Source organism: Micromonospora sp. NPDC049559 (assembly GCF_040676675.1).
GTDB lineage: Bacteria > Actinomycetota > Actinomycetes > Mycobacteriales > Micromonosporaceae > JBFAPK01.
On sequence record NZ_JBFAPK010000021.1, the window covers coordinates 21,068 to 47,142 of the forward strand.

The following is a 26,075-nucleotide window of genomic DNA, read 5'->3' on the forward strand; positions in this document are numbered from 1 at the left end:
ATCGGTGCCCGACTCGGCGCCGGGGTGCTCAGCGGGCGGGGGGCCCGTCCGGCGCGGAGCGGCCCGGGGCGGCGGCGAGCAGCCGCGCGAGCTGCCCGAGGTCGTCGACGCGCAGGTCGCCGTCGCAACCCTTGAGCGCGGCGGTCATCGCGCCGGCGGCCCGCCCGGCCCGCAACCCGATCTCGGTGTCCTCGACGACCAGGCAGCGCGCGACCGGTACGTCCAGCAGTTCGGCGCCGCGCCGGTAGCCCTCCGGGTCGGGCTTGCCCGCGCTGACGTCCCCGAGGGTGAGCAGCACCGGCGGGTCGATACCGGCGGCGGCGAGCCGGACCTTGGCGAGGCTCGGGTCCGCGCTGGTCACCACCGCCCACGGCAGCTCCAGCCGGCGGAGCGTCGCCAGCAGTTCGTCGGCACCGCGGGTGGGCCCGACGTCGGACAGGTCGTCGTACTCCAGCGCCAGTAGGCGGCCGGCGGACGTGGCGACCGCCGCGTCGTCCAGTTCGGGCAGCAGCCGGCGGATCGTGCTCTCGGCGGGGCTGCCGTGGGCGATCGCCAGTACCGCCTCCGGGTCGACGTCGTGCTCGCCCGCCCACGTACGCCAGGCACGCTCGACGGCGGCGTCCGAGTCCACCAAGGTACCGTCCATGTCCAGCAGCACGCCCCTGATCGTCGACAGGTCCACCGCTGCCTCCCTCCGAATATACTCGTAGCCCGAGCATAAGGTGGTGAACGCGATTCATGCCAGCCCCTTCGCGCCAGCGCGCCGAGACGGCCCGCTGGCACACCGCCGCGCAGGTACTGGCCGCGTTGCGCCGCCAGCCCGACATCACCCGGGCGGCGATGGCCCAGCAGCTGCACCTGTCCAGCGGATCGGCGACCGAGGTGTTGGCCCGGATGCGTGAGGTCCGGCTCCTCGACGAGGAACCGGCCCCGATCCGGGGCCGCGGACGCCCCACCACCCTGCTGCGGCCCCACCGCGGCGGACCGGTGGTGCTGGCGCTCGACCTGCGCCACGAGGACTGGAGATCGGCCCTGGCGACCGTCGACGGGCGGCTGCACGAGCCGCGCGTCCACCGCCACCGCAGCCGCGAACCGGAGCATGTCCTGGCCGACCTGCGCGGTCACCTCCGGCGCGTCCATCGGCGGTACGGTCCCCGGCTGCGCGCCGCGTCCCTCGCCGTCGCGGCGGCCATCCACGGCGACCGCCTCGTGCAGGCGTCCGCCCTCGGTTGGGGCCCGGTCGACCTCGCCTCCGTCGCCGAGGGCACCGGCCTGCCGCTGCTCGCCGGCAACGACGCCACCCTCGCGGGCATCGCCGAGGCCCGTACCGGCGCGTCCACCGCCGGCGGGACCGCGCTGCACCTGATCGTCGAGGTCGGCATCGGCGGTACCCTCACCGTGGCGGGAGAGGCGGTCACCGGTGCACACGGCGCCGGCGGCGAGTACGGCCACCTCCCCTTCGGCGACCGGAGCCAACGCTGCCCCTGCGGCGCCCGCGGCTGCTGGGACCTCGACGTCGACGGCCGCGCCCTGGCCCGGCACCTCGGCGAGCCGGAGCCCGCCGATCCCCGCACCTACGCGCGGGCGGTACTCGACCGTGCCGCGAGCGACCCGTACGCCCGGCGGGCCGTCTCGACCGTCGCGGCGGCCCTCGGAGCGGGCATCGCCGGCCTGGTCAACCTCCACGACCCCGAGGTGGTGACGCTCGGCGGGCTCGGCTCGGCCCTGCGTACGGCGGCGAGCGCCCCGTTCGACGCCGCGTACCTCGACGGTCTGATGGCCTTCCACCGCGCCCGACCGCCGCTCGTGCTGGACGCCGCGCACGGCGACGACGGGCCGCTGCGCGGCGCGGCGCTGGTGGGCCTCGACCACGTCACCGCCGAAGCGGCCCTCGCCACCTGGGCCGTCGAGTTCCGGATGTAGCCAGGCATCGTTCGATGATTGTTAGTCGGAAACCGGTGCTCCGGGCCCAGGGGTACGCCGGTAGCGGACTAGCGATCAACGGGAAGGCCGGTCGGCGGGAGCACGGGTACGGCGGGCGGCCAGGATGGCGAGGACTTCCTGACGCACCGCGGCAGTCTCGCGGACCAGCCGGCGATGCGTGAACCGGACCACCAGGATCCCGAGGGCGGCCAACGCCGCGTCCCGGCGCAGGTCGATCTCGCGCTGGCGGAGGTCCCCGTGCGTGGCGGCGCCGTCAAGCTCGAAGTCGACCCGCTCGTGTTCCGCGTAGACGTCGAGGTACACGGTGCGGCCGGCCACCCGCATGCGCACCTGGCGCTGGAACGAAGGCATGCCCGAGCCGCTGAAGACATGATCGTGTCCCCAGATTTCGAGGGCGCTGTGGCAACCGGCGGCGAGCCGGTCCAAGAGCACTCGGAGCCTCACCCGCCCGGTCAGCTTCGGGGCGCGCGCCATGGCCGCCACTATCCGCGCCGGTGTGGTCAGTCGATCGTTGACCGCTCGGATCACCGGTCCCGGCGCGTCGGCGGAGGGCAGCAGCGGCCAGGCGTCGACCAGTGCCCGCTCGATACGGGTGACCGACAGACCACGGCGCACCACCACCTGCGGCGGCTCGGCGGTGAAGTCACGTTGCTGGTGGATCGTCAGGCCCGGCCGGCTGCGCAGTCCCGACCCGGCCGGGACGGTGAGGTGCACCGCCTCGCCGGGGAGATGCGACCGCACCCCCCACACGTCGAGTGCGGTGGTGTGACTCAACGCCCCTCGGCCCCGCCCGTAGTGCAGCGCCGCCCGGCGGAGCAGTCGCGACGTGGGTTCGAGCCGGGCGTCGAGATAGACCCCCGGCAGCATGCGACGCAGGTGACCGGTGCGGACGGCCCGCTCCAGGATCCACACCGGAAGCGCCTGCCCGGCCTCGGCGCGCGTCACCAGCCCGCCGCCCTGGTCCACCAGGGATCTGAGCAGAGGATTCACGACGTCGAACGTGGCGGAAGGCCGGTGCCGTCGCCACCGGTCACGTCGGTGGCTGTGGACAACCGCTTGCCCGGTGGAAAGCTCCCGGCCGGCGGGATGATCTGTTACGTACCCGCCTGATCGTCAGTCGAGAACCGGTGCCGAGAGCGGCCGGACGAGCCGGTGGGCGACTAACGATCATCCGTCGGACAAGGCTCAGGGGGCGAAGCAGCAGAACTCGTTGCCCTCCGGGTCGGCCAGCACGTCCCAGGAGATGTCGCCGCCCTTGCGGCGCAGCAGCGTGGCGCCGGCCCGCAGCAGCGCGTCGGTGTCGCCGACGACGTCGAGGTGCATGCGGTTCTTGACGGTCTTGCGCTCCGGTACCGGGATGATCCAGATCAGCGGGCCCGCGCCGGTCGGGTCCACGATCGGTACCGGCCATTCGGCGGGGCGTGGGCCGTCGGCCGGTGGCTCCAACTCGTCCTTGCGCCGGTAGCCGAGGGTTTCGCACCACCAGTCGGCCAGGCGCTGGTGGTCGTTGGCGTCCAGGCAGAGGTCCTTGAACCGCGCCAGCGGCCCGGACCGCGCGTCGTCGTGCTCGCTCATGGCGCCACTATCGCAGGCGGTGCGGCTCCGCGCCCGTTCCACCGCCGCACGGGCCGGTCTGTCCGGCGCCTCGTCGATCGCGCTATGCGGGTCGCGCTCGCCCACGGGCGCGGTGCGGTCCGGCGGGGGAAACCGCCGCCGGGAACGTGACCCGGACGGTGGTGCCCTGCCCGGGTGTCGAGGTGACCCCGGCGGTGCCGCCGTGCGCGGTGACGATCGCCTCGACGATGGCCAGCCCCAACCCCGAGGTGCCACCGGTGTCGCGGCTGCGGCTGGGGTCGGCGCGGTAGAAACGCTCGAACAGGTGCGGCAGATGTTCCGGCGCGATCCCGTCGCCCTCGTCGCGTACCGTGACCAGCACCTCCCCGTCCCGGGAGCCGACGGTGACGGTGACCGGCGTGCCGGGCGGGGTGTGCTGCACCGCGTTGCCGACGAGGTTGCGCAGCACCTGTTGGATGCGCGGGCCGTCCCCGTCGACGACCGCTTCCGCCACCCCCCGCAGGGTGATGGTGCGGTCGGCGCTGACCACCCGGGCGTCGTCCACCACCTCGCCGGCCAGCGCCACCACGTCCACCGGCTCGCGGTCCAGCGGCCGGGCCCCGTCGAGGTGGGCCAGCAGCGCCAGCTCCTCGACGAGCAGCCGCATCCGGTCCACCTCGGCCTGCATCCGTTCCATGGCGTGGTCGAGTTCGTCGGGGTCGCGCAGGCCGCCCTGGACGTAGAGGTCGATCCAGCCGTGCATGGTCGCCAGCGGCGTACGCAGTTCGTGGCTGGCGTCGGCGACGAAGCTGCGCAGCCTCTCCTCGGCCCGCCGCCGGGCGTCGAACGCCCGCTGGACCGCGGCGGTGATCGCGGTGGCTTCCGGGCCGGCGAGCAGCCCGATGAGGGCCAGCCGCCACCGGGAGGATCGGCTCATCGCCGCACCGCCCGCAGGCTGTACCCGAACCCCCGTACGGTGTGGATCAGTGACGGCCCGCCAAAGTCGATCTTTCGGCGGAGGTTCGAGACGAAGCGCTCGACCACCCCCGCGTCGCCGCCGAAGTCGTACTGCCAGACGTGTTCGAGGATCTGTGCCTTGGAGACCACTCGCCCGGTATTGGCCAGCAGGTAGCGCAGCAGCCGGAACTCGGTGGGAGAGAGCTCGACCGGGCGCCCGCCCCGGGTCACCACGTGCCGGGACTCGTCCAGCTCCAGGTCGCCGCAGCGCAACACCCCCTCCGGAAGCGCCGGCGGCACCCGGCGGGAACGCCGCAGCAGCGCCTCCAGCCGCGCGGCCACCTCCACCACGTTGAACGGCTTGGTGAGGTAGTCGTCCCCGCCCAGGCGCAGCCCGCGCACCCGGTCGTCCAGTTCGTCGCGGGCGGTCAGGAACATCACCGGCACGTGGACGCCCCGCGAGCGCAGCAGGTGCAGCAGGTCGAAGCCGTCCGTGCCGGGCAGCATCACGTCCAGCACGATCGCGTCGGGCGGGTGCGCCCCGATCGCGGCGAGGGCGGCCGGCACGTCGCCGACCGCCTCGACCTCGAACCCCGCGAACCGCAGCGCGGACAGCAGCAGTTCCCGCAGCCCCGGATCGTCGTCCACCACCAGAATGCGGTCCACGTTCCCTATCTCACCATCACGACGGATCCGCGCCCGCCGATCCGCGCGCCCTCCACATCCAGGTTCGGCAGCACCCGGTCGAGCCACCGCGGCAGCCACCAGGCACCGCGCCCGGCCAGCGCCAGCACCGCCGGCACGAGCGTCATCCGGATCAGGAACGCATCCAGCAGAACGCCCACCACGAGCGCGAAGGCGATGGGCTTCAGCGTGGCGTCGCCGCCCGGGACGAAGCTCGCGAAGACCGAGATCATGATCAGCGCGGCCGCCGCGACCACGCGTGCCGAGGCGCCGAAGCCCCGGGTGACGGCGCGTCCCGGGTCGCCGCTCCGGGCGTACTCCTCGTGCATGCGGCTGACCAGGAAGACCTCGTAGTCCATCGCCAGGCCGAACAGCACCGCCATCAGGATGATCGGCATGAAGCTGATCACCGGCCCGGTCCGCGGGACCCCGATCGGATCGGCGAGCCAGCCCCACTGGAACACCGCGACCACGGCGCCCAGCGTCGCGCCGACCGAGAGCAGAAAGCCCAGCGTCGCCTTCAGCGGCACCACCAGCGACCGGAAGGCCGCCAGCAACAGCAGCACAGACAGACCCACGACGAGCAGCGCAAACGGTACGAGCGAGGCACGCAGCAACGCGGAGATGTCGATGCCGATGGCGGTCACGCCGGTGACCCCCACCGACGCACCACCCGCCGCCTCGATGTCGCTCACCAACCGCTCGGTGCGTTCGTCCTGCGGCCCGGTCTCGGGGATCACCGTCAGCAGCGCGTACCGGCCGTCGGCGGAGAGCTCCGGGCGCCCGGCGGCGGCCACCCCGTCCACCGCGCCGAGCCGCTCGGCCAGCGCCGTGGCGGCGGCCCGGCGGTCGCCTTCGTTCGCCAGGTCGGCCAGGACCAGCAGCGGGCCGTTGAAGCCCGGTCCGAAGGAGGCGGCTGTCAGGTCGTACGCCCGCCGCTGCGTGCTCTCCGCCGGGGCGGAGCCGTTGTCGGTGAGCGCGAGCCGCAACCCCGCCGCCGGTACGGCCATGACGCCGAGCGCCGCGACGACGGCGAGGGTCGTGGCCAGCGGCCGGCGGGTGACCAGCCGGACCCAGCGCGCGCCCAGGGTGGGCCGGGCGTCCGCGGCCTCGCGCCGAACGGTCCGCGAGCCGGGCTTCGGGCGCAGCCGGTCGCCGGCGAAGCCCAGCACGGCCGGGATCAGGGTGACGGCCACCAGCACCGCGACGATCACGGCGGCGGCCGCGGCCAGCCCCATCGCGGTCAGGAACGGGATCCCGACGACGGCCAGGCCGGCCAGGGCGATGACCACGGTGAGGCCGGCGAACACCACGGCGGTGCCGGCGGTGCCGATCGCACGGGCCGCGGACTCGGCCACGCGCATACCCGAGGCCAGTTGTGACCGGTGCCGCGCGACGATGAACAGCGCGTAGTCGACGCCGACCGCCAGACCGAGCATCAGGGCCAGGGCCGGCGCGGTCGTCGGCAACGTCAGCACGCCCGCGACCGTGGCCAGGCCGGCGACGGTCGCGCCCACCCCGAGCAGCGCGGTGAGCAGAGGTAGCCCGGCCGCCACCATTGAGCCGAAGGTGATGACGAGGACGACCAGCGCGATCAGCAGCCCCGCCGCCTCGGTGCCGTGGCCACCGTCGGCGGGGCTGCCCCCGTACGCCGGGCCGCCGAACTCCACCCGCAGCCCGGCCTCGCGGACCGGCCGGAACACGTCCTCCAACGCTTCGAGGGAACCGGGCCTCAGCTGGGCACGCCGCTCCTGATAGTCCACGACGGCCAGGGCGACGCGACCGTCCGGCGAGACCATCTTCGCGGCGAACGGGTCCACCACCCCGGCCACCTGCGGCGCCTTCGCGGCGGCGGCGAGGGTGCGCGCGATGACGGCCCGGTGCTCGGCGACCTCGCGGCCGGCGGGCGCGACGAGCACCACCTGCGCGGCGGTGCCCGACGAGGACGGGAACTGCTCGGCGACGATGGCCAGGGTCCGTTGGGCGCGCGAACCGGGGATCGAGAAGTCGTCCTCGTACGAGCCGCCGGCGGTGGCGGCGAGCGCCCCGGCGGCGACGAGGACGGCCAGCCAGGCCACCAGGACGGTCCGGCGGCGCCGGTGGGCCCAGGCGCCGAGCCGATAGAGCGATGCGGCCATGACGGCGAACTCCCGTGGTCGAGGATCAGGGAGCCTCAGCACACCGCCCGTGCCTGACGACCCGGCGCCCGCGAACCTGACGGTTGCCTGACGATGCGCGGTCAGCCGGGCGGCGTCGTCCGCCGCGATGCCCGCGGCACTGGGTGATGTCGCTCCATCACCGGAGCCGGTGCGGGAGCGGTGCGGAGAGGCCCGCGCCGGGAGTCGCGTGCGGCGAGCAGCCGAGGATCGCCCGCGGGCCGGTCCGGACCTGGTACCTGGTCTAGGCTTGCCCCGGCTTACTACGGTCGGGGCCGAGCCCACCGCCGAGTTCTCGACCGAGGTCGCGTCACCGCTGGAGATTGGACCCGGATTCCTGTCGTGGCTGCTTCCGACACCGTCGCCGACGTTCTCGCCAACCCCCACGACCGAGGCGAACGCCGTCGGGAGCGCGATCTGTAGCGTCGCCTTCCTGCTGGCGGTCGGCGTCGCGGTGTATCTGATCTTCAACTCGGCGAAGTCCAAGGCGCGCTTCGACGAGACGCTACGAGTTGACCACGAAGGGCGAGATCAACGTGACTGGCGACATCATCCGGGCCGAGTCGGGCGCCATCGTGAACAACCGGGCGACCGTCACGAACTCGTTCAACAACCTGGCCGAGCGGTACGACCCCGGGGTGGCGGAGGCCCTCGTCAAGCTGGAGCGCGCCGTCGCGGAGTCGGAGAACTCCGAGGCGCGGGAGCTTCTCGCCGCGTTCCTGGACGCGCTCGGGTCCGAGAGGCAGCAGCCGTCCGTACTCAAGCGACTGTTCGCGGGCATCCAGGAGGTCGCGCCGGGGGTCGCCGCCATGACCGACGTCGTGGCCAGGATCTCCAGCATCTGGAGTTGATCCACTCGGGACCGGGTGGCGGGGTCTGGCTAGGCTGACCGGCTGTGCCGCTGACCCCCCGCCGTACCTCCACCCTGCTGAGATCGCTGCGAACCTGGGGGCCCGTGCTGGTGCTCTCCGTGGTGGTGATCGTCGCGGCTGGGATCGTGGCCGTCGGGCTGCGCACCACGCCGGTCTCCCCGGCCCGGCCGATCCCGGTCTCCAGCGGGTCGTGGGCGCCGTTCGTGGGGCCGCAGCTACCCGACGGCGGGCCCGTCGCCCGGCTCGTCGTCCAGGTGCTCCGGCAGTCCGGGTACTCCCCCGAGATCAGCTACGCCAACTCCTGGTCGCTGGCCGAGGAGCAGGTCACCTCGGGCGCCTCCGTCGGGGTCTTCCCGCTCGTGGGCAGCGCGACGCGGCGCGCCCGCCTGCTGCTCTCCGACCCGCTCGTCGACTTCGAGTACGTGCTCTTCTACGACCGCCGCCGGGGTACGCCGCGGGTCGCCACGGCCGCCGACCTCGCCGCGCTGCGGGTGGGCCGCGTCGCCGGCTACGACTACTGGAGCGAGTTCGAGGCGGCGGCGACGAACACCGTCCGGTTCGAGTCGGCGCTGGACGCGTTCCGGGCACTGGCCGACGGGAAGGTGGACGTGGTGGCCGAGGGGCTGCTCTCCGGTCAGGCCGTGCTGACCGACCCCGCCTTCGCGGCCGACGCGACGGACTTCGACCACCTGCGCGGGGATGGCCCGCTGGTGCACTCGGTACAGGGGCTCTACTTCATGATGCCCCGTACCTCCGAGGCGGCCGCGGTGATGCGCCGGTTCAACCGGGAACTGGCCCGTACCCGCCGGAGCCCCGAGTACGCCGACATCGTCGCGCAGCTCAAGCCGTCCGAGTTCCAGGAGGTGAGCCTCGCCCCGGTCGGCGCGACGGGACTGGTGGAGCTGCTCGACGCGGCCGGGAGGCCGGCGCTGCTCGCCCCGCAGGGGACCCGGGCCCGGGTGCTCTCCTGGCCGGAGCAGTTCGGCGGCGCGGCGGCCGGCACCCCCGGCGCGCCAGGCAGCCCGGGCGGCCCGGGCGGCCCGGGCGGCCCGGGCGGCCCGGGCGGCCCGGGCGGCCCGGACGGCCCGGGTACCGGAGGCGTCCGCCCCGGCGCCGGGCGGGTCCTGGTCCAGGTGAAGATCACCAACGGGCCGGCGCGCGGTCGCGTGCTCTACGTCGACGCCCGGGCCCTGCTGCTGGAGCGGAGCGGCTCGTGACCCAGCTGCGGATTCTCGCCCCGGTGGTGGTCGACTTCTACGCGGTACCGGGCGCGGCGCTGCGCGAACCGGAGTCGTACGCGCGCTTCTGGGCCGAGCGCCAGCCGGAGGTGGACGCGCTGCTGGCGCGGCTCGCGCCCGCGCCGCCGGCCGGGCAGCCCGTACCGGCCGAGCAGTCGGCGCGGCCGGCCGAGCCCGCCGCGCGGCCGGCTGGAGCGTCGACGGCGCGCCCGGTGGCGCCGGTCCCCGCCGTCGTGCTGGAGCACACCCGGCCCGCCAGCTCGCTGAACCTGTACCGGACCATCAGCGAGGACGCGGTCGAACGCCCGTTGCACGTGCTCACGGGCACGCTGCGGGAGGAACACCTGCCGGGCGTGTTCACCGACGACGGCGATGTCCTGCCCGACGGGGTCAGCGAGATCACCTTCCGGCTCTACGACCACGGCCTCATGCTGCTGGAGCTGCTGGCGGAGGTGGCGCCGTCGGTCACCGTCCCCGACGGCGGCCTGCCGGAACGGCTGGACGACCTCCAGGCCCGCGCGGTGGCCATCGGCGAGCGGGTCGCGCTGGCGGTCGTCCGGACGTACCTCGACCCGGTGCTGGAGCTGCTCCGCGACCGGGACTCCGACGAGCGGATCCTGCTCGCGGCCACGCCCGCCGACGATCCGGTGACCGTGGAGTTCGGCGAGCCGCTCTGGGTCACCCGGAGCCTGATCGTTCCGCCGGGCGGGCCGGGCGCCGAGGCGGTGGTGCGGCACTGGGTCAAGGACGTGGTGGGAGCCGGCGACGACCGGCCGCCGGCCGAGCGGCTGATCGACGGCGAGCTGGACCACCTCGCCCGCTGGCTGAACTACGTCTTCATGGACCGGCACGGCGCCGGCGGCGGGATGCGTCCCGGCGACCCGTTCCGCGACCAGTGGGAGGCGCTGCGCTACGCGCAGGTCTTCTACGGCGTCCTGGACCGGATCGACGCCCGGTTGTCGAAGATCCTGGCGGACTCGGCGGCGGCCGGCAGCCGTTGGGAGCTGGAGCAGCTCAAGGGCGCCCTGATGAGCCTGAGCCAGCGCGCCGAACTGATCATCATGGAGCGGCAGAACCTGGCGAAGTACCTCAAGCGCGCGGTACGCGTCGAGATGGACGCGATCCTGGCCTTCTGGGACTACGACGAGCTGCTGGCGCAGCCGGTACGCTTCAAGATCGATGTCTGTGACCGGCGGCTCGCGGAGTTCGCCGCGCGGCGGACGGCGCGGTCCACGATGTTCACCGACCTGATCCTGCTCGGCATCGGTGTCACGTCCATCCTCGGCACGGCCCTGTCGGTGACCGAGTTCGGCCGCTCGATCGCCAGCGACCCCGAGATGTCGGTCTACGACCTGGGCCGTTCCTCCATCGTGGAGTGGGTGGCCGCGCAGCCGGCGGACGCCGTCCTGGTCACCTCCGGGGTCGTCTCGGCGCTGCTGGTGGTCATGTACCTCTTCTTCCGGCGGGACAACCAGGCGTGACCGGTCATCCACGCGGCACGGGCCGGGCGGCATGAGGCAGGCGCTGCGCAGCCGGGCCATCCGCACCTTCGCCGTCACGCAGTTCCTGCTGGAGGTGCAGTTCTGGTTCCCGGTCTGGCTGATCTACCTGCTGGACCTGGGCTTCCCGCTGACCACGGCGGTGCTCGCCGACGGGGTGTTCCGGATCGTCTCGGTGGCCTGCGAGTTCCCGCTGGGCGTCGTCGGGGACCTGCTCGGGCGGCGCCGGACGTACCTGGCGCTGGCCGGCGCGACGATCGTGACGTACGCGGCGATCACCCAGATCCACTCGGTGGGGGTGCTCTTCGGGGTCTGGGTGCTCTGGGGCGTGCAGTGGGCGCTGGGTTCCGGCGCGGCCAGCACCTACCTCTACGAACTCTGCGCGGTGCAGCAGCCGCAGGTCGACCCGGCCAAGGCGTTCGGGCTGGTCCGCGCGGTCGGCAACGTGGCCGTGCTGCTCTCCCTGCTGGCCGCCGGCTACCTCTACGACGTGGATCCGCGGCTGCCCTTCGCGATCACCGCCGGGCTGGCCGTGGTCGCGTTCCTGCTCGCGCTCACCCTGCCGGAGGTCGCCCGGCCCCGGGTGGTGCCCACGCTGGGCGCGCTGGTCGCGGACGTGCGGGCCGTGGCCGCCGATCCCCGGGTACGCCGGGTCGTCTGGCTCGGGGCGCTGTTGCTGCTCTTCGGCTGGAGCGCCCGCATCCTGTTCCAGCCCCTGGCGCTGGAGCTGGGGCTGTCGCCCGAGGTCACCGGCTGGATGTACGCCGTCTTCGCGGCCGCCTCGGTGGCGGGCGGGCTGGCGGCCGGCTACCTCGCCACCCGGCGCCGGGCGGCGCTGACCGTCGTGTTCGTGCTGCTGCTGGTGCCGCTGGTGGCCACCGCCCGGCTGACCTGGCTCGGCCCGTTCCTGTTCCTGCCGATACTGGGCTTCGCGTACGCGCTGGGCACCACCGTGCTGGAGGTCCTCACCAACGAGGTGACCCCCCGAGCGGTTCGCGGGATGGTCTTCGGGCTGGTCACCTGCCTGGGCGGGATCGGCATCGCGGTGGCCCGCCCGGGTCTCGGCGTGGTCGCCGACCAGCGGTCCGTGGCGTTCGGCTTCGCGCTCTGGGCCGCGATCGGGATACCCGTGCTGGCGCTGGCCGCTCCGGCGATCCGCCGCCTGCGTCCGGGGCGCCCGCCCGCGCCCGCCGTACCGCCGCTCGACGAGCCGTCCGGAGCGGCCCGCCCCTGAACGACGGGCCGGTTGGTTTGTCGGCCGCCGCTCCTAGAGTGGATCCGCCCGTTGGCCCGAGACGATATGGAGCGGATCCCGATGGCGTACCTCCCCGACCTGGACCGGCTGCTCACCGGCGGCTCCCGCTACCTCGACGGGCCCGTCGCGTACGTGATCGAGCCGCACCGGGTCGGCGACGTCGTGCTCCCCACCGGCCGGGTGGTCGGCTGCGATCCGCTCACCGTGGCGGGAGAGACTTCGGCCTTCACTGCCGAGGTCGCGCCGGGCACCTACCCGCTGGTGGCCTGGGTGGCGGTACTGCTCGAAAACGGTGTCGAGTCGCAGCGGCGGGTCGCCGCCCTGCAACTGGTCGTCCGTCCCGGACCCGTGCGTTGGGAACCGGCGCTGCGACCAGGGTGGGAGACGTCCGAACTGGGCGACGACGAGTACTTCGGCTACGGGGTGGACGCGGGTCTCGGCACGCTCGCCGACGAGGCAGCGGTACGGGCGCTGGTGGACTGGGACTACGACCGGATCGACGACATGTTCATCCCCTCCCGGTGGCCGGAGGCGCCGGTCCCGGGCGCGGTGGGCGGGGTGGTCGACGGGACCACCGGGGCGAACGTCCTCGCGGTCGGGTCGGGCTGGGGCGACGGGAGCTATCCGACCTTCGTCGGCCGGACCGCCTCGGGCCGGGTCGGAAGCTTCGTCACCGACTTCATGGTCGTACCGCGCGACTGAGCCACCGGAGGCCCCGACGGCTCGCCCCGCCACGGATCGTGGCGGGGCGAGACGGGTGGGCGGAGCGGCGCCGGCTTACCGGATGGGCGCCGGCGGCGGCAGCGCCGGTGCGGGCACACCGGACCGGCGCGCCCGGCGGGCGGAGCGCACCAGCAGCGCGCCGACCAGGATCATTACCAGGCCGGGTACCAGGCCACCCAGTGCGAGCAGCACGTACGTCCAGTCGAACGGCTGCCCGACCCGCGCCGGCGTACCGTCGTCGCCCGGCCCGAAGTGCGCCGGGTCGCCGTGCTCCTTGGCCGGCAGGACCGCCGGCTCGGGCTTGAGCGCGGCGGCGGCCTTCATCGCCGCGTCGGCGTCGACCATGCCGTACCCGGTCTGCGGCGAGTGGCCCGAGCGGTAGCGCGAGGCGGTCTGGATCAGGAGCTGCTCGACCTGGCGCGGCGCGAGGTCCGGATACTTCGACTTGATCAGCGCGACGACGCCGGAGACCAGCGCGGTCGCCGACGAGGTGCCCTCGATCTCCACCCGTCCCTTGGTCCGCGCGTCCGCGGCGTTGATCTTCGTGCCGGGCGCCAGCACGTCGACGTAGCTGTGCACGTTCGAGAAGCTGGCCGCCTTGCCCGACGGCGTCGCGGCACCCACCCCGATCACGCCTGGGAAGTTGGCCGGGTACGAGATGACGTTGCCCTCCTCGCCCTCGTTACCCGCGGCGGCGACCACCACGACGCCCTTCGAGTTGGCGTACGCGATGTCCGCCGCCACGCCGTCGTCGTAGAACTGCGCGATGTTCGAGATGGAGCCGAGCGACAGCGAGATCACGTCGGCCCCGGACCTGACGGCTTCGGTGATGGCGGTCCGCGTCGGGTTCGCCTTCTGCTGCGTACCGGTCGCAGGCCCGACCGGCTCGTCGGTGAAGTCGGGGTCCCCCTCGTCGCGGAGCACCCGGTATCCGACAACCTTCGCCTTCGGCGCCACGTCGAGCACGCTCGAAGCCATCGCGGTGCCGTGCAACCCGTACCACTTCTCGTGCTGGTCGGTCTCGCCGAGTTGGTCCGGTCCCTCGGTCGCCCGGCCCTTGAGGACCGGGTGGTCCGTACGGATCCCGCTGTCGACGACGGCGACGGTCACGCCGTCCCCCTCGGACGTGGGCCAGACCGCCGCCACCGACATCGCGCCGATCTCCCAGCCGGGGGCGGCCAGCGCCGCCGGCGCGCCGGCCAGCACGACCGAGGCGGCCAGCGCCACGGCGCCACCGGCGCCGAGCAGGCGGGCCGCCGTGCGACGGTTGCTCACTTCTTGCCCTCCATCGCGAGGTCGAACCGGGCCCGGAACTGTTGGACGAGGCTGCGCGTGAGCAGGTCGAGGCTGCGCTCGTTGGCCGATCCGAGCCCCGGCATGTCCCAGGGCTCCGGCAGCTTGGCGACCTTCCGCCCGTCGGCGTAGCCCATCGTCGCGAGGATGACGTACGGCTGCTCGTACAGGTCCAGGTCGTAGCCGACGATGTCGTAGCCGGCCCGGTTCGCGTCCTTCCAGCCGGCCGCGGGCGTTCCCGGCACCGGGTACGCCCGCAGCGGCTGGCCCTTGTAGCCCGCGCCCGGCCGGAACCGCTCGATCAGGGGTTTGGTGTCGGCGTTGGAGCCGAGTACCAGGATGCCGATCGTCGTGACCAGCGTCCCGCTTTCGTCGACGTAGGTCGCGCGCAGCACCGACCGGCAGCCGTGCTGGTTGACCGCCTCGGCGAGGTCGGCGCTCACCGGCGCCTTGTCGCACGTCGCGACCGGGTCGATCCCCTGCCGGGACCAGGTGCCCTCGAACATGCCGAAGTGGTCGGGAAAGACCTTGTCGGCCGGCAGATTGTGCCAGGCCAGGGGCTTGAAGTCGTCGTTGGCGATCTGGACCCGCGAGTTCGAGATTGCCTGGGCCACCACTCCTCCGCCAGCGAGGACCGGGCAGATCCCGAGCACCATCAGCAGGATGCCGACGACCCTGCGTCCGCGACCGCTCTTGCCGGCCGGCGCCGCGGGCTGGCCGGTCCAGGACGCCCCGGGCGCGGGTCCGCCGGGCTGCGGCGGCACCGTCCCGGGGTACGGCCCGCCCGGCTGCGCCTGCGGCGCGCCCGGGTACGGCCCGCCCGGCTGGGCCTGGAGCGTACCCGGGTACGGGGCCACCGGCTGCGGGGCCGGCATCCCGGGTACCGGCTGCGCCTGCGGCGTACCGGGCCACGGGGCCGCCGGCTGCGCCTGGGGCGGCCCCGGGTAGGAGGCCGGTTGCGCGTACGGCCCGGCCGGGTAGGGCGTGCCGGGCTGCGGCATACCGGGGTACGGCAGGCCCGGTGGCGGACCCGCGGACGGCCCCGGCGGGGGTGTGGACGAGGGATGTGTCAACAGAGGACCTTCCTGTCGGGCCGGGCGAGATCCGCCGGAACGGATACCGGAGGACTGGCCAGGGAGGATACTGACGCCCGTCCAGCCAGACATTTCGGGGTGTTAGCGCCATGTCACGCGCGGCAGCAGCCCCGTCACCACACGTACGACGAGGGATGTCGCGAGGCGCCCGTACGGTGGCAGCGTGACCGAATCGATGATGCTGACCGTCGCGCGGGTGGCGCCCGAGGAGCCGGACAGGGCCGAGAAGCACGACGGGGCCGAGGGCCACGACGGGGCCGAGCCGCGTGGGCTGAGCACCCTGCCGCCGGCGGCGGAGCACGGCGGCCGGCTGGAGCGTCGGCTCCGCTCGACCGACGGCGAGTTGGAGGTGTGCCTGTTCGGCTTCCCGTCCGAGGCCGCCGTCGAGGCGTACGACGCGGAACTGCGCCGCCTGCCCGACGCCGCGCCGGACGACGACTCCCGCCCGCGCCTGCTCCGGCTGCCGCTGGTGTTCGAGCGCGGTCCCGAGCGGATCCGGCTGTGGCGGTGTGTCGGGGAGTGGCCGGTCTACCTCATTCTCGACAACGACGAGACCCTGGACGAGGTGGACCTGCTCATGGTCGCCGAGGTGCTGACCGATCTCGACCGGCACCTCGACGCCGGGCTGCGGTTCGCGCACGGCGCGCTGGGGGTGGCGGACCCGCTGCGCGAGCCGGAGCTGGTCTTCTACGCGGACGACGAGTGGTTCCTGCGCTTCACCGAGGGCTGCGCCGACCCGTACGGCGTCGGCGTGATGTTCCGCCGCCACGAGCCGGTCCGGATCGAGGACCTCGACGAGGGGGAGATCGTCGAGTGGCCGGAGGCTCCCTGAGCGGGGACGCGACGGGACCTGTGGCAGCCGACCCGGGCCGGATGGCCCTGCCTCACCGGAGGTGGGCTGCCGTTGACTGAGGACGACGGAGCACGGCGCCACCGGCGGAGCCGGGGGCCCGAGGGCCGCTCCGCGCGGAGCCGGCCGGGCCGTGCGCCCCCGGGAGGGAGAGATTCGATGAGCACCCAACCGATCGTCGTCGGCTACGACGGGTCCCCATCCGCCCGCGACGCCCTGGCCTGGGCGCTGGACGAGGCGGGGCGCAGCCGCCGGCCGGTGCTGCTGGCGTACGCGTTCGAGTGGTACGCCGTCGCCGCCCCGGTCGCGCCCGAGGTGGCGACCTGGCCCGACGCGACCGCCCGGCACGAGGCGGAGCAGGTGGTCGGCGCCGCCGCCGCCGAGCGGACCGCCCTCGACGAGGTGCTGGCCGAGTGGCGGGAGAAGTTCCCCGAGGTGCGGGTCGAGGCCGAGGTCGTCGTCGGCTCCCCCGGCGGCGCGCTCGTCGACGCCAGTCGCGGCGCGGCTGCTCGTGGTCGGCTCGCGTGATCGGGGCGGGTTCCGCGGCCTGCTGCTCGGCTCGGTGAGCCAGCAACTGCTCCACCACAGCGCCTGCCCGGTCGCGGTGGTCCGGGAGGTCCCACCGGCCGACGCGGCGGAACGCGAGGCGTGAGCCCGCCGGGCCGCCGGCACGTCCGGCGCGGCGGCGCCCGGAGATGGCGCGGCCCGGCCACCGTCGCGGGTGGCCGGGCCGGCTATCGCTACCTACTCGCCGTGGTCGGCCAGGTCGGCCAGCGCCCGCGCGGTACGGAAGTACTGGTTGCGGCCGAGGTCGCCGATCGTCTTGATGCCGAGCGCCTCCTTGAGGGCGGTGGCGTTGCGCTCGCTCACCCCGGCGAGCGCGGCGACGGGGGCGTTGACGATCTCGGCCAGGCTCTTGTCCTGGTACTCCTTGTCGAGCAGCTTGACGAGATTGGCGCTAACCGGCACGGGTACTCCCATTTATCGTCGGCCCGGCACGGTGCCGGACACGGCCGGTATTGTTCCACAAGGGAACGACACCACCCCGGGGCGCCCGATCCGCCCACTCAACCCACTCGGCCCGATCAGCCCGTTTCCCGCCGGAAGCAGTCGGCGAGCAGCGCCAGCCCCTCGTCGATCCGTCCCGCGTCGATGCCGCCGTAGCCGAGCACGATCCCGGCCGGCGGGCGGTCGCCGAAACCGTACGTTGCCAGGTCGTCGGCGGCGACGCCGCGCTCGCCGGCCCGGGCCAGCACCCGGGCGGGGTCGACCGGTACGCCGGGCCGGAGTCGGGCGCACAGGTGCAGGCCGGCGGCGGAGGGCACCGGGTCGAGCCACTCGGCCAGGTCGCGGTGCAGCGCCGCGCGGACCCGCTCGTGCCGCGCGGCGTAGACCCGGGTGGCCCGGCGCAAATGCCGGGGCAGCTCGCCGGAGTCGATGAAGGCGGCGAGCGCGCCCTGGCTGACGGGGTCGCCGTGCCAATCGGTGAGCTGCCGGGCGGCGCGCAGCGCGGGCTGCAGCGAGGCCGGGGCGACGAGGAAGCCGAGCCGCAGCATCGGCAGCAGCGTCTTGGAGAACGTTCCCAGGTAGACGACCCGGCCGGTGCGGTCGAGGCTCTGCAGCGGCTCCAGCGGCCGGTCCGAGAAGCGGTACTCGCTGTCGTAGTCGTCCTCGACGATCACGGCGTCGCGCCGGGCCGCCCACTCCAGCAGCGCCGCCCGCCGGGCCAGCGACATCGGCGTACCGAGCGGGAACTGGTGCGAGGGCGTGACGTAGACGAGCCGGGCGTCGCGCGGCAGCGCGCCCACGTCGAGCCCCTCGGCGTCGACGGGGACCCCGACCACCCGGGCCCCGGCGCAGTGGAAGGCCAGCCGCGCCGGCGGGTAGCCGGGCTCCTCGACGGCGACGCGGTCGCCCGGTTCCACCAGCACCCGGGCGACGAGGTCGAGGGCCTGCTGGGCGCCCTGGGTGACCAGCACGTCCTCGGTGCGGGCGCGCACCGACCGGGAGATGCCGACGTGCCGGGCGATCGCCGCGCGCAGACCCGGATGCCCGGCCGGGTCCCGGTAGCCGGTCTCGCGCACCGTCGCGGCGCGCAGTTGGGCGGCGACGAGCCGGCGCCAGGTGGCGAGCGGGAAGAGTTCGGCGTCGGGCGCGCCGACCCGGAAATCGTACGCGGGCGGCGGCGCGTCGGTGCGGGCCGGCGCGATCCGGTCCCAGAGCGGCCGGGGGCGCACCGCCCCGGCGGGCGCGGTACGGGGCCGGGCGCGGCCGGCGAGCGGCTCGGCGCCGACGAAGGTGCCGGCGCCGACCCGGGCGACCAGGAATCCCTCGGCGGTGAGCCGCTCGTAGGCGACGGAGACCGTGTTGCGCGCGACGCCGAGCCGGCCGGCGAGTTCCCGGGTGGGTGGCAGGCGCTCCCCGGGCCGGAGCCGGCCGTCCAGGATCGCGTCGTGCAGTTGCCGGTAGATCGCGGCGGCGAGGTCGCCGCGCCCGGTCAGGGTCACGTGCAGCTCCACCGGAGGAGCGTACATTGGCCCATTCAAAGCGCTCGGAATTGGCGCTTCTCTCGGCCAATGTGCGGTCATAGGTTGATCTCGACGGTACCGACCGAACCCCGAGGAGAGCCCCCGTGACCACCGTCGACATGTGGTTCGACCCGAAGTGCCCCTGGGCCTGGAACACCTCCCGCTGGCTGCTGGAGGTGGAGCGGGTCCGGGACGTCACCGTACGCTTCCACGTGCTGAGCCTCTGGCTGCTCAACCAGGGACGCGAGGGGCTGGAGGAGTGGTACGAGCGCTGGCTGCGCGACACCCTCGGGCCGGTACGGGTCCTGATCGCCGCCGAGCAGAAGTACGGCACCGAGATCCTGCGGGACCTCTACACCGCGTTCGGCAACCGGATCCACCACGAGCGGCAGCCGATCGGGCCCGACCTCTACACCGGCGCGCTCGCCGAGCTGGGGCTCGCCACCGAGCTGGCCGGGGCGGCCGAGGTCGCCGACCACGACGAGGCGCTGCGGCGCAGCCACCACGCCGGCCTGGACCCCGTCGGCGAGGACCTCGGTACGCCCGCGATCCACGTACCGGGGCCGGACGGGCGGCCCAACGCGTTCTTCGGGCCGGTGGTGAGCCCGGTACCGCGGGGCGAGGCGGCCGGCCGGCTCTGGGACGGCGTGCTGCTCGTCTCCGGTACGCCCGGCTTCTTCGAGCTCAAGCGCGGCCGTACGGAGGGTCCCCGTGTCGACTGAGGCGGTCACCGCGGCGGCCGGGCGGGTCACCGGGTCGACCGGGCCCGCCGAGGGCGCCCCGTCGGCCCGGCCGGCGCGGGTGCTGGCGCTGGCGCAGCTCGCCAACTCGATCGGCGACGGCGGCTTCTACGCCTGCTCCGCCCTCTACTTCACCCGGATCGCGGGGGTGTCCACGCCCCGGGTCGGTCTCGCCCTCACCCTCGGCTGGGCGGTCGGGATGCTGGTCGGAGTGCCGCTGGGCCACCTCGCCGACCGGTGGGGGCCGCGCCGCACGGCCGTGCTGCTGGCGACCGCGACCGCCGGCGCGCTCGCCGCCTTCCTGGTGATCCGCTCGTTCCCGCTCTTCCTGCTGGTCGTCTGCCTGTACGCGTGCGGCCAGGCCGGGCTGGCCTCGGCCCGGCAGGCGCTGCTGGCCGGGCTGGTCGAGCCGGCCCGGCGGACCACGGTCCGGGCCCGGCTGCAGTCGACGGCGAACGCGGGCCTGGCGGTCGGGGCGGCGCTGGGCGGGCTGGCCCTGTGGCTCGACACCGCCGCCGGGTACCGGGCCGTCCTCGCCCTGGACGCGGTGAGCTTCCTGGTCGCGGCGCTGGTGCTGCGCCGGCTGCCCGAGGTGCCGCCCGCGCCGGTACGCGCCGGCGAGCCGCGGCTGACCGTGCTGCGGGACCGCCCGTACGCGCTGGTCACCGCCCTGAACGCGGTGATGTACCTGTACATGCCGCTGCTCAGCCTCGGCCTGCCGCTCTGGATCGCGCAGCGTACCGAGGCGCCGACGGCGCTGGCGGCGGCGCTGCTGGTGGTGAACATGCTCGGCGTGGTGCTGTTCCAGGTCCGCGTCGCCCGGCGGGTGACGGACCTGACCGGCGCCACCCGGGCGATGGGGCGGGCCGGGCTGCTGATGTTCGCCGCCTGCGCGGTGTACGCGCTCTCCGCCGGTGGCCTCGGCGTGGCCGGTACGGTGCTGGTCCTGCTCGCCGCGTCGGTGTTGCAGGTCTTCGGCGAGATGTCGCAGGGCGCCGCGGGCTGGGAGCTCGGCTTCGGGCTGGCCCCCGCCGACCGGCAGGGCCAGTACCAGGGCTTCTTCGGCATGGGGCCGCAGCTGGCCCGGACGCTCGGCCCGGCGCTGCTGACCACGCTGCTGCTCGGCTGGGGCGTCCCCGGCTGGCTGGCCCTGGGAGCGATCTTCCTGGTCGCGGGGCTCGCCCTCGGTCCCGCCGCGCGCTGGGCGGCCCGCACCCGAGTGGCCGGGCCCGCACCGGTGCCGGTTCAGCGGGTGGCGGCGGTCCTCCCCTTGAGGTGACGGCCCAGCTCGCGGGCGATCTCGCGGTTGGCGTCCCGCTCGGCCAGGGCCTGCCGCTTGTCGTAGGCGCGCTTGCCCCGGGCCACACCGATCTCGACCTTCGCCCAGCCGTTCTCGAAGTACATCGACAGCGGCACCAGGGTCAGGCCCGGGTCGCGGATCCGGTCCAGGATCTTCACGATCTCCGCCCGCCGCAGCAGCAGCTTGCGCATCCGGCGCGGCTGGTGGTTGGTCCAGGTGCCGTACCCGTACTCGGCGATGTGCAGCCCGTACAGCCAGAGCTCGCCGTCGCGCTCCTGGGCGAACGCGTCGACCAGCGACGCCTGTCCGGCACGCAGTGACTTGACCTCGGTACCGCGCAGCACGAGGCCCGCCTCGTAGGTCTTGAGGATCTCGTAGTCGTGCCGGGCCTTGCGGTTCGAGGCGATGAGCTTGCGGCCCTTGTCCCTGGTCGCGGCTGCCTCCCGAGCGTCGTCGTCCGCCCGGCGCGGGCGGCACCTCGCGCCGGGCGGGGTCCGCGCGGCGCGGGCGAGGTCGAAGATACCTCGCCCGCGCCGGGCCGGGACGGGCAACGGGTACGACCGCCGGCCGGTCCCCTACCGCGCGGGCAGCGGGACCTCGATCCTGTCGACCGGGTGGGTCAGGAGACGACGAGCGACTGGATGCTCACGGCGGCGGCGCCGCGGGCCCACTCCTCGAACGGCAGCGGGCGGATCGAGAGCGGGCAGTCGGCCGCGGCGCCGAAGGCCTGCCGCTCGAAGCCGGCGCGGATGTGCGCCTCGAACAGGTCGTACGCGGCCAGCCCCTCGCCCGAGACGACGATGCGGGCCGGGCCGACCAGGTTGGCGACGGCCGCGATGCCGGTACCGATCGCCGTGCCGGCCCGGGCGAAGACCGCGCCGAGCCGCTCGTCGCCGCCCCGGGCCAGCGCCACCGCGTCGGCGATGGTGAGCTCGGCCCGGTCGACGGCGGCGCGGGCCTGCCGGACGATGGCCTCGGTGCCGGCGATCGACTCCACGCAGCCGCGACCGCCGCAGTGGCAGTCCGGGCCGGTCCCGTCGACGCCGATGTGGCCGATCTCGCCGGCCACCCCGTGCGAGCCGGAGACCAGCCGGCCGTTGACGACCAGGCCGCAGCCGATGCCGGTACCGACGGTGACCAGGGCGAACGACTCGGCGCCGACGCCCTCGCCGAACCAGTGCTCGGCGGCGGTCAGCGCCTTGACGTCGTTCTCCACGGTGACCCCGAGCCCGGTGCGGCGGCCGGCCAGCTCGCGCAGCGGCACGTTGCGCCACCGCAGGAACGGCGAGTACCGCACCAGGCCGCTGTCGCGGTCCACGTCGCCGGAGACGGCGAGCCCGAGCCGGCGGGTACGGGCCCGGAAGTCGCCCGCGCCGTCGAGCAGCCCGTCGACGAGCTGTCCGAGTTCGGTGAGGACCGCCTCGACGTCCGGGTCGGTCAGCGGCCGGCGGGCGGTGGCGCGTACCTGGGCGCAGAGGTCGCAGACCACGCCGATCAGCTCGTCGGCGGTGATCTTCACGCCGACGAAGAACTCGCGGTCGGCGCGGACCGCCAGCGGGCTGGCCGGCCGGCCGGCGCCCGGTCCGGTCCGCTCGGTGGCGGCCAGCTCGTGCAGGTAGCCCATGTCGATGAGCGGGCGGGCCGCCTTGGTGACGGCGGCCGAGGAGAGCCCGAGCCGGCGGGCGAGGCTGACCCGGCTCAGTGGACCCTCGGTCAGGACGGCGGTGAAGACCGCCGTCGCGGCCGGGGCCGCGGCGAGCGCGCCGGCGCTCTTCTCGGAGAACGGCATCGTGCCCGGCCCGGGAAACCCCGTACCCGTCTCGGGAAACATAGCGGAAACCTAAGTTCAATAATTAACTTCGTCAAGTATTGATTTCGGCGTGGCGGCGGTCCTACGCTCGGCGGCACTCACCGGCCCGCCGACCCGAGGACCTTGATGCCCCCCGTGCTCTTCCACCCCGAACACCGCCTCTGGCTGCTGCGCGGCGCGACCACCGCGTACGCCGTCCGGCTCGCCGCGGACGACAGCGTGCGGCACGTGCACTGGGGTGCCGCACTCACGCTGGACCAGGCGGTCGAACTGGTCGAGCGTACGTCCCCGGCGGCGAGCAGCTTCGAGGCGATGGCGGACGTGGACGAGCTGGCGGTGGAGGGCGGCGCCCGGTTCGGCCCGCCCAGCCTGGCGGTCCGCTTCGCCGACGGCACCCGGGCGGTGCAGTGGCGCTACGCCGGCCACGAGGTCGACGGCGCGCACCTGCGGATCCGGCTGCGCGACCGGCACTACCCGCTCGAGGTGACCCTGCACTACCGGATCCCCGACGGCGGCGACGTGGTCGAGCGCTGGACCACCGTGGCCAACCGCGACGAGGCCGCCCCGGTCACGCTGCTGCGCTGCGACTCCGCCGCCTGGTGCGCGCCGCACCGGTCGGACTACCGGATCAGCCACCTGGTCGGCGGCTGGAACAGCGAGTTCCAGCTGCGCCGCGCCCCCGTACCGACGGCCGAGACGGTGCTGACCAGCCGACGCGGCATGACCAGCCACCACGCCAACCCGTGGCTCGCGGTCGACGACGGTACCGCCGGCGAGGAGGACGGCGAGGTCTGGACCGGCGCGCTGGCCTGGAGCGGCAGCTGGCGGATCACCCTGCACCGCGACCCGGTCGGGCGGCTGACCTGGACCGGCGGCTTCGGCCACGAGGGACTGACCTGGTCGCTGGCGCCCGGCGAGGAGCTGGAGACCCCCGTCTTCGCCGGGCTCTACAGCGCCGGCGGCTTCGGGGCGGCCAGCCGCGCCTGGCACGAGCACCTGCGCCGGCACGTGCTGTCCCACCCGGACGAGACCCGACCGGTGCTCTACAACTCGTGGGAGGCGACCGGCTTCGACGTCGACGAGGCCGGCCAGATGGCGCTCGCGGCCCGCGCCGCTGGCCTCGGCGTCGAGCTGTTCGTGATGGACGACGGCTGGTTCGGCGCCCGTCGCAGCGAACACGCCGGCCTCGGCGACTGGGTACCGAACCCGGAGCGCTTCCCCCGCGGCCTGGGCCCGCTCGCGGCCGAGGTACGCCGGCTCGGCATGCGGTTCGGCCTCTGGGTCGAGCCGGAGATGGTCAACCCCGACAGCGACCTCTACCGGGCGCACCCGGACTGGGTGCTGCACATGGCCAACCGGGACCGCACCGAGATGCGCCACCAGCTGGTGCTCAACCTCGCCCGCCCGGACGCGGCCGAGTGGACCCACGCCTGGCTCGACCGGCTCGTCGCCGAGCACGGCATCGACTTCCTCAAGTGGGACTGCAACCGCCCGTTCACCGAGGCCGGCTGGCCGGGCCACGCCGACCCCGACCGGTTGTTCATCGAGCACACCCGCGGCGTCTACCGGATCATGGACCGGCTCCGGGCCGACCATCCCGGGCTGCGCATCGAGGCGTGCGCGGGCGGCGGCGGCCGGGCCGACCTGGGCATCCTGGCCCGCACCGACCAGGTTTGGACCTCGGACAACACCGACGCGGTGGACCGGATCGGCATCCAGCACGGGTTCGGCCAGCTCTACCCGGCCCAGGTGATGGGTGCCTGGGTGACCGACAGCCCGAACGTCGCCACCGCGCGGCGTACCCCGCTGCGCTTCCGGTTCCACGTCGCCATGGCGGGCGCGCTCGGCATCGGCGGGGACCTCACCGCCTGGACCGAGGAGGAGCTGAAGGAGGCCGCCGAACTGGTGGCCGCGTACAAGCGCGTCCGGCCGGTCGTGCAGCACGGTACGGCGTACCGGCTGCGCGGCGACGGGACGCTGACCGCGGTGCAGTACGTGCGCGGCGACGAGCACGTACTGCTCGCCTGGTGCCCGACCCGCCCGTACGGGCACGGGCCGGCGCCGCTGCGCCTGGCCGCGGTACACCCCGACGCGGTGTACCGGGACCTCGACACCGGGGCCACCTATCCGGGCGCCGTCCTGCGGCACGCCGGCCTGGCCCTCGACCTGCCGCCGGGCGACCACGCGAGCGCGCTGGTCCGGCTGCACCGGGTGGGCTGACGGCTCACACCACCACACACCGCACCCGAACTGGAGATTTCAATGGCGATGAACCAGTCCTTCCCGCCCGTACCGACATCCGGGCCCGGCACCGACCGGCGGACCCTGCTGCGGGGCCTCGGCGGCGCCGCCCTCGCGCTGGGCGCCGGCCCGCTGCTGGCCGCCTGCAGCGGGGGTTCGCCCGGCGAGAGCGGCGGCAAGGCCACCTCGCTCGGTTCCGGCCTCTCCGACCCGGTCCCGCGCTCGGCGATCCAGGCGATGGTCGACGCGTACCAGCAGAAGTCGGGCGCGACCGTGAAGGTCAACGTGATGCCCCGCGCCCAGCTGGTCGACAACATCAGCTCGTACCTGCAGGGCAGCCCGGAGGACGCGATCACCTGGTTCGCCGGCTACCGGATGCGCTTCTACGCGGCGAAGGGGCTGCTGGCACCGGTCGACGACGTGTGGGAGAAGATCGGCGGCAACTTCTCCGAGGGCATCGCGAAGGCCTCCACCGGCGACGACGGCAAGAAGTACCTGGTACCGAACTACAACTACCCGTGGGGCGTGTTCTACCGCAAGAGCGTCTGGCAGCAGCGCGGGTACCAGGTCCCCGGGACCTTCGACGCGCTGCTGGCGCTCTGCGCGCAGATGAAGAGGGACGGCCTGATCCCGATCGCGTTCGCCGACAAGGACGGTTGGCCGGCGATGGGCACCTTCGACTACCTGAACCTGCGCACCAACGGCTACCAGTTCCACGTCGACCTCTGCGCCCACAAGGAGAGCTGGGACCAGCAGAAGGTCAAGGACGTCTTCGACAACTGGAAGGCGCTGCTGCCGTACCAGGACCCGGGCGCGCTCGGGGCCACCTGGCAGGAGGCGGCGCGGTCGCTGGCCGACAAGCGGGCCGGCATGTACCTGATCGGCTCGTTCATCGCACAGGACATCACCGACAAGGAGGTCCTCGCGGACCTCGACTTCTTCCCGTTCCCGGCGATCGCGGTCGAGGGCACCGACGCCATCGAGGCGCCGATCGACGGCTTCGTGCTGTCCAAGAAGGGCGGTCGCAGCTCCGCCGCCAAGGACATGATGGCCTTCTTCGGCAGCGGCGCCGGCCAGGACGCGTACGCCACGAAGGACGCCTCGAACCTGCAGACCGCCAAGGACGCGAACACCTCGTCGTTCTCGGAGCTGAACAAGAAGTGCGCCGAGGCGATCGCCAACGCGAAGTACATCAGCCAGTTCTTCGACCGCGACGCGCTGCCGGCGATGGCGAACAACGTCATGATCCCGGCCTTGCAGGGCTTCCTCAAGGACGGCACCATCGACACCCGCAACCTCGACGCGCAGGCCAAGACCCTCTACGCGGCGCAGTGAGC

General features: G+C 74.0%; 25 protein-coding genes. 13 read left to right on the forward strand and 12 right to left on the reverse strand.

What is annotated here, in order from left to right:
- Positions 1 to 28: 28 nt before the first annotated feature.
- A complete protein-coding gene (locus tag AB0J86_RS22075) occupies positions 29 to 682 on the reverse strand; it encodes an HAD-IA family hydrolase (RefSeq protein ID WP_363859461.1) in 654 nt (217 codons plus the stop codon).
- A 56-nt stretch (positions 683 to 738) separates the two neighbouring features.
- On the opposite strand from AB0J86_RS22075, the gene AB0J86_RS22080 reads away from it, so the two are divergent.
- Positions 739 to 1,923 (forward strand): ROK family transcriptional regulator, encoded by a 1,185-nt coding sequence (locus tag AB0J86_RS22080; RefSeq protein WP_363859462.1) that lies wholly within the window; start codon positions 739 to 741, stop codon positions 1,921 to 1,923.
- Between the two features lie 75 nt (positions 1,924 to 1,998).
- Here AB0J86_RS22080 and AB0J86_RS22085 read toward each other — a convergent pair whose 3' ends face one another.
- From AB0J86_RS22085 to AB0J86_RS22105, 5 genes are all read right to left on the reverse strand, one after another.
- Positions 1,999 to 2,934, reverse strand: coding sequence for a DUF559 domain-containing protein (locus AB0J86_RS22085; protein WP_363859463.1), 936 nt, complete (start codon positions 2,932 to 2,934; stop codon positions 1,999 to 2,001).
- A gap of 195 nt (positions 2,935 to 3,129) precedes the next feature.
- On the reverse strand, positions 3,130 to 3,519 hold the full coding sequence (locus tag AB0J86_RS22090; RefSeq protein ID WP_363859464.1) for a VOC family protein: 390 nt from the start codon (positions 3,517 to 3,519) through the stop codon (positions 3,130 to 3,132).
- A gap of 82 nt (positions 3,520 to 3,601) precedes the next feature.
- Positions 3,602 to 4,435, reverse strand: coding sequence for an ATP-binding protein (locus tag AB0J86_RS22095; protein ID WP_363859465.1), 834 nt, complete (start codon positions 4,433 to 4,435; stop codon positions 3,602 to 3,604).
- Entirely contained in the window at positions 4,432 to 5,121 is a 690-nt protein-coding gene (locus tag AB0J86_RS22100; protein ID WP_363859466.1) for a response regulator transcription factor, read from the reverse strand. Before AB0J86_RS22100 ends, AB0J86_RS22095 begins: the two co-directional genes overlap by 4 nt.
- Before the next feature lie 5 nt (positions 5,122 to 5,126).
- Complete coding sequence (locus tag AB0J86_RS22105; RefSeq protein ID WP_363859467.1) at positions 5,127 to 7,277, reverse strand: MMPL family transporter; 2,151 nt, start codon at positions 7,275 to 7,277, stop codon at positions 5,127 to 5,129.
- Between the two features lie 530 nt (positions 7,278 to 7,807).
- On the opposite strand from AB0J86_RS22105, the gene AB0J86_RS22110 reads away from it, so the two are divergent.
- The 5 genes from AB0J86_RS22110 to AB0J86_RS22130 are packed head-to-tail and all read left to right on the forward strand — an operon-like array spanning position 7,808 to position 12,861.
- A complete protein-coding gene (locus AB0J86_RS22110) occupies positions 7,808 to 8,146 on the forward strand; it encodes a hypothetical protein (protein WP_363859468.1) in 339 nt (112 codons plus the stop codon).
- Positions 8,147 to 8,190: 44 nt separating this feature from the next.
- Positions 8,191 to 9,384, forward strand: a complete 1,194-nt coding sequence (locus AB0J86_RS22115; protein WP_363859469.1) for a transporter substrate-binding domain-containing protein — start codon at positions 8,191 to 8,193, stop codon at positions 9,382 to 9,384.
- Positions 9,381 to 10,886, forward strand: a complete 1,506-nt coding sequence (locus AB0J86_RS22120) for a hypothetical protein (protein ID WP_363859470.1) — start codon at positions 9,381 to 9,383, stop codon at positions 10,884 to 10,886. Before AB0J86_RS22115 ends, AB0J86_RS22120 begins: the two co-directional genes overlap by 4 nt.
- 31 nt (positions 10,887 to 10,917) lie before the next feature.
- Complete coding sequence (locus AB0J86_RS22125; RefSeq protein WP_363859471.1) at positions 10,918 to 12,138, forward strand: MFS transporter; 1,221 nt, start codon at positions 10,918 to 10,920, stop codon at positions 12,136 to 12,138.
- 51 nt (positions 12,139 to 12,189) lie between these two features.
- On the forward strand, positions 12,190 to 12,861 hold the full coding sequence (locus tag AB0J86_RS22130; RefSeq protein WP_363859472.1) for a DUF4241 domain-containing protein: 672 nt from the start codon (positions 12,190 to 12,192) through the stop codon (positions 12,859 to 12,861).
- Between the two features lie 75 nt (positions 12,862 to 12,936).
- On the opposite strand, the gene AB0J86_RS22135 is transcribed toward AB0J86_RS22130, so the two are convergent.
- Positions 12,937 to 14,157 (reverse strand): S8 family serine peptidase, encoded by a 1,221-nt coding sequence (locus tag AB0J86_RS22135; protein ID WP_363859473.1) that lies wholly within the window; start codon positions 14,155 to 14,157, stop codon positions 12,937 to 12,939.
- Positions 14,154 to 15,176 (reverse strand): hypothetical protein, encoded by a 1,023-nt coding sequence (locus AB0J86_RS22140; RefSeq protein WP_363859474.1) that lies wholly within the window; start codon positions 15,174 to 15,176, stop codon positions 14,154 to 14,156. Before AB0J86_RS22140 ends, AB0J86_RS22135 begins: the two co-directional genes overlap by 4 nt.
- Positions 15,177 to 15,432: 256 nt before the next feature.
- Here AB0J86_RS22140 and AB0J86_RS22145 point away from each other — a divergent pair, with 256 nt between their 5' ends.
- The 3 genes from AB0J86_RS22145 to AB0J86_RS22155 all read left to right on the forward strand — a co-directional run bounded on the left by AB0J86_RS22145 (position 15,433) and on the right by AB0J86_RS22155 (position 16,771).
- Positions 15,433 to 16,101, forward strand: coding sequence for a hypothetical protein (locus tag AB0J86_RS22145; protein WP_363859475.1), 669 nt, complete (start codon positions 15,433 to 15,435; stop codon positions 16,099 to 16,101).
- 177 nt (positions 16,102 to 16,278) lie between these two features.
- The gene (locus AB0J86_RS22150) at positions 16,279 to 16,647 is read left to right on the forward strand and encodes a universal stress protein (RefSeq protein ID WP_363859476.1); all 369 of its coding nucleotides are present in this window, start codon (positions 16,279 to 16,281) and stop codon (positions 16,645 to 16,647) included.
- Complete coding sequence (locus tag AB0J86_RS22155) at positions 16,631 to 16,771, forward strand: universal stress protein (protein WP_363859477.1); 141 nt, start codon at positions 16,631 to 16,633, stop codon at positions 16,769 to 16,771. The genes AB0J86_RS22150 and AB0J86_RS22155 overlap by 17 nt, the downstream gene beginning before the upstream one ends.
- A gap of 92 nt (positions 16,772 to 16,863) precedes the next feature.
- Here the strand turns inward: AB0J86_RS22155 and AB0J86_RS22160 are convergent, their stop codons facing one another.
- Both AB0J86_RS22160 and AB0J86_RS22165 read right to left on the reverse strand, forming a co-directional pair.
- A complete protein-coding gene (locus AB0J86_RS22160; protein WP_363859478.1) occupies positions 16,864 to 17,088 on the reverse strand; it encodes a hypothetical protein in 225 nt (74 codons plus the stop codon).
- 116 nt (positions 17,089 to 17,204) lie between these two features.
- On the reverse strand, positions 17,205 to 18,638 hold the full coding sequence (locus AB0J86_RS22165) for a PLP-dependent aminotransferase family protein (protein ID WP_363859479.1): 1,434 nt from the start codon (positions 18,636 to 18,638) through the stop codon (positions 17,205 to 17,207).
- A gap of 128 nt (positions 18,639 to 18,766) precedes the next feature.
- Here AB0J86_RS22165 and AB0J86_RS22170 point away from each other — a divergent pair, with 128 nt between their 5' ends.
- Both AB0J86_RS22170 and AB0J86_RS22175 read left to right on the forward strand, forming a co-directional pair.
- Positions 18,767 to 19,369: a disulfide bond formation protein DsbA gene (locus tag AB0J86_RS22170; RefSeq protein ID WP_363859540.1), complete on the forward strand. Its 603-nt coding sequence runs from the start codon at positions 18,767 to 18,769 to the stop codon at positions 19,367 to 19,369.
- Entirely contained in the window at positions 19,359 to 20,666 is a 1,308-nt protein-coding gene (locus tag AB0J86_RS22175; RefSeq protein WP_363859480.1) for an MFS transporter, read from the forward strand. The genes AB0J86_RS22170 and AB0J86_RS22175 overlap by 11 nt, the downstream gene beginning before the upstream one ends.
- Here AB0J86_RS22175 and smpB read toward each other — a convergent pair.
- Together smpB and AB0J86_RS22185 are read right to left on the reverse strand one after the other, a co-directional pair.
- The gene (gene smpB, locus AB0J86_RS22180; protein ID WP_363859481.1) at positions 20,633 to 21,238 is read right to left on the reverse strand and encodes an SsrA-binding protein SmpB; all 606 of its coding nucleotides are present in this window, start codon (positions 21,236 to 21,238) and stop codon (positions 20,633 to 20,635) included. The two genes, AB0J86_RS22175 and smpB, sit on opposite strands and share 34 nt — an antisense overlap.
- Before the next feature lie 68 nt (positions 21,239 to 21,306).
- Positions 21,307 to 22,518, reverse strand: a complete 1,212-nt coding sequence (locus AB0J86_RS22185; protein ID WP_363859482.1) for an ROK family transcriptional regulator — start codon at positions 22,516 to 22,518, stop codon at positions 21,307 to 21,309.
- Positions 22,519 to 22,623: 105 nt separating this feature from the next.
- Here AB0J86_RS22185 and AB0J86_RS22190 point away from each other — a divergent pair, with 105 nt between their 5' ends.
- Both AB0J86_RS22190 and AB0J86_RS22195 read left to right on the forward strand, forming a co-directional pair.
- Entirely contained in the window at positions 22,624 to 24,717 is a 2,094-nt protein-coding gene (locus tag AB0J86_RS22190) for an alpha-galactosidase (RefSeq protein ID WP_363859483.1), read from the forward strand.
- A gap of 42 nt (positions 24,718 to 24,759) precedes the next feature.
- A complete protein-coding gene (locus AB0J86_RS22195; protein WP_363859484.1) occupies positions 24,760 to 26,073 on the forward strand; it encodes an ABC transporter substrate-binding protein in 1,314 nt (437 codons plus the stop codon).
- Positions 26,074 to 26,075 lie beyond the last annotated feature (2 nt).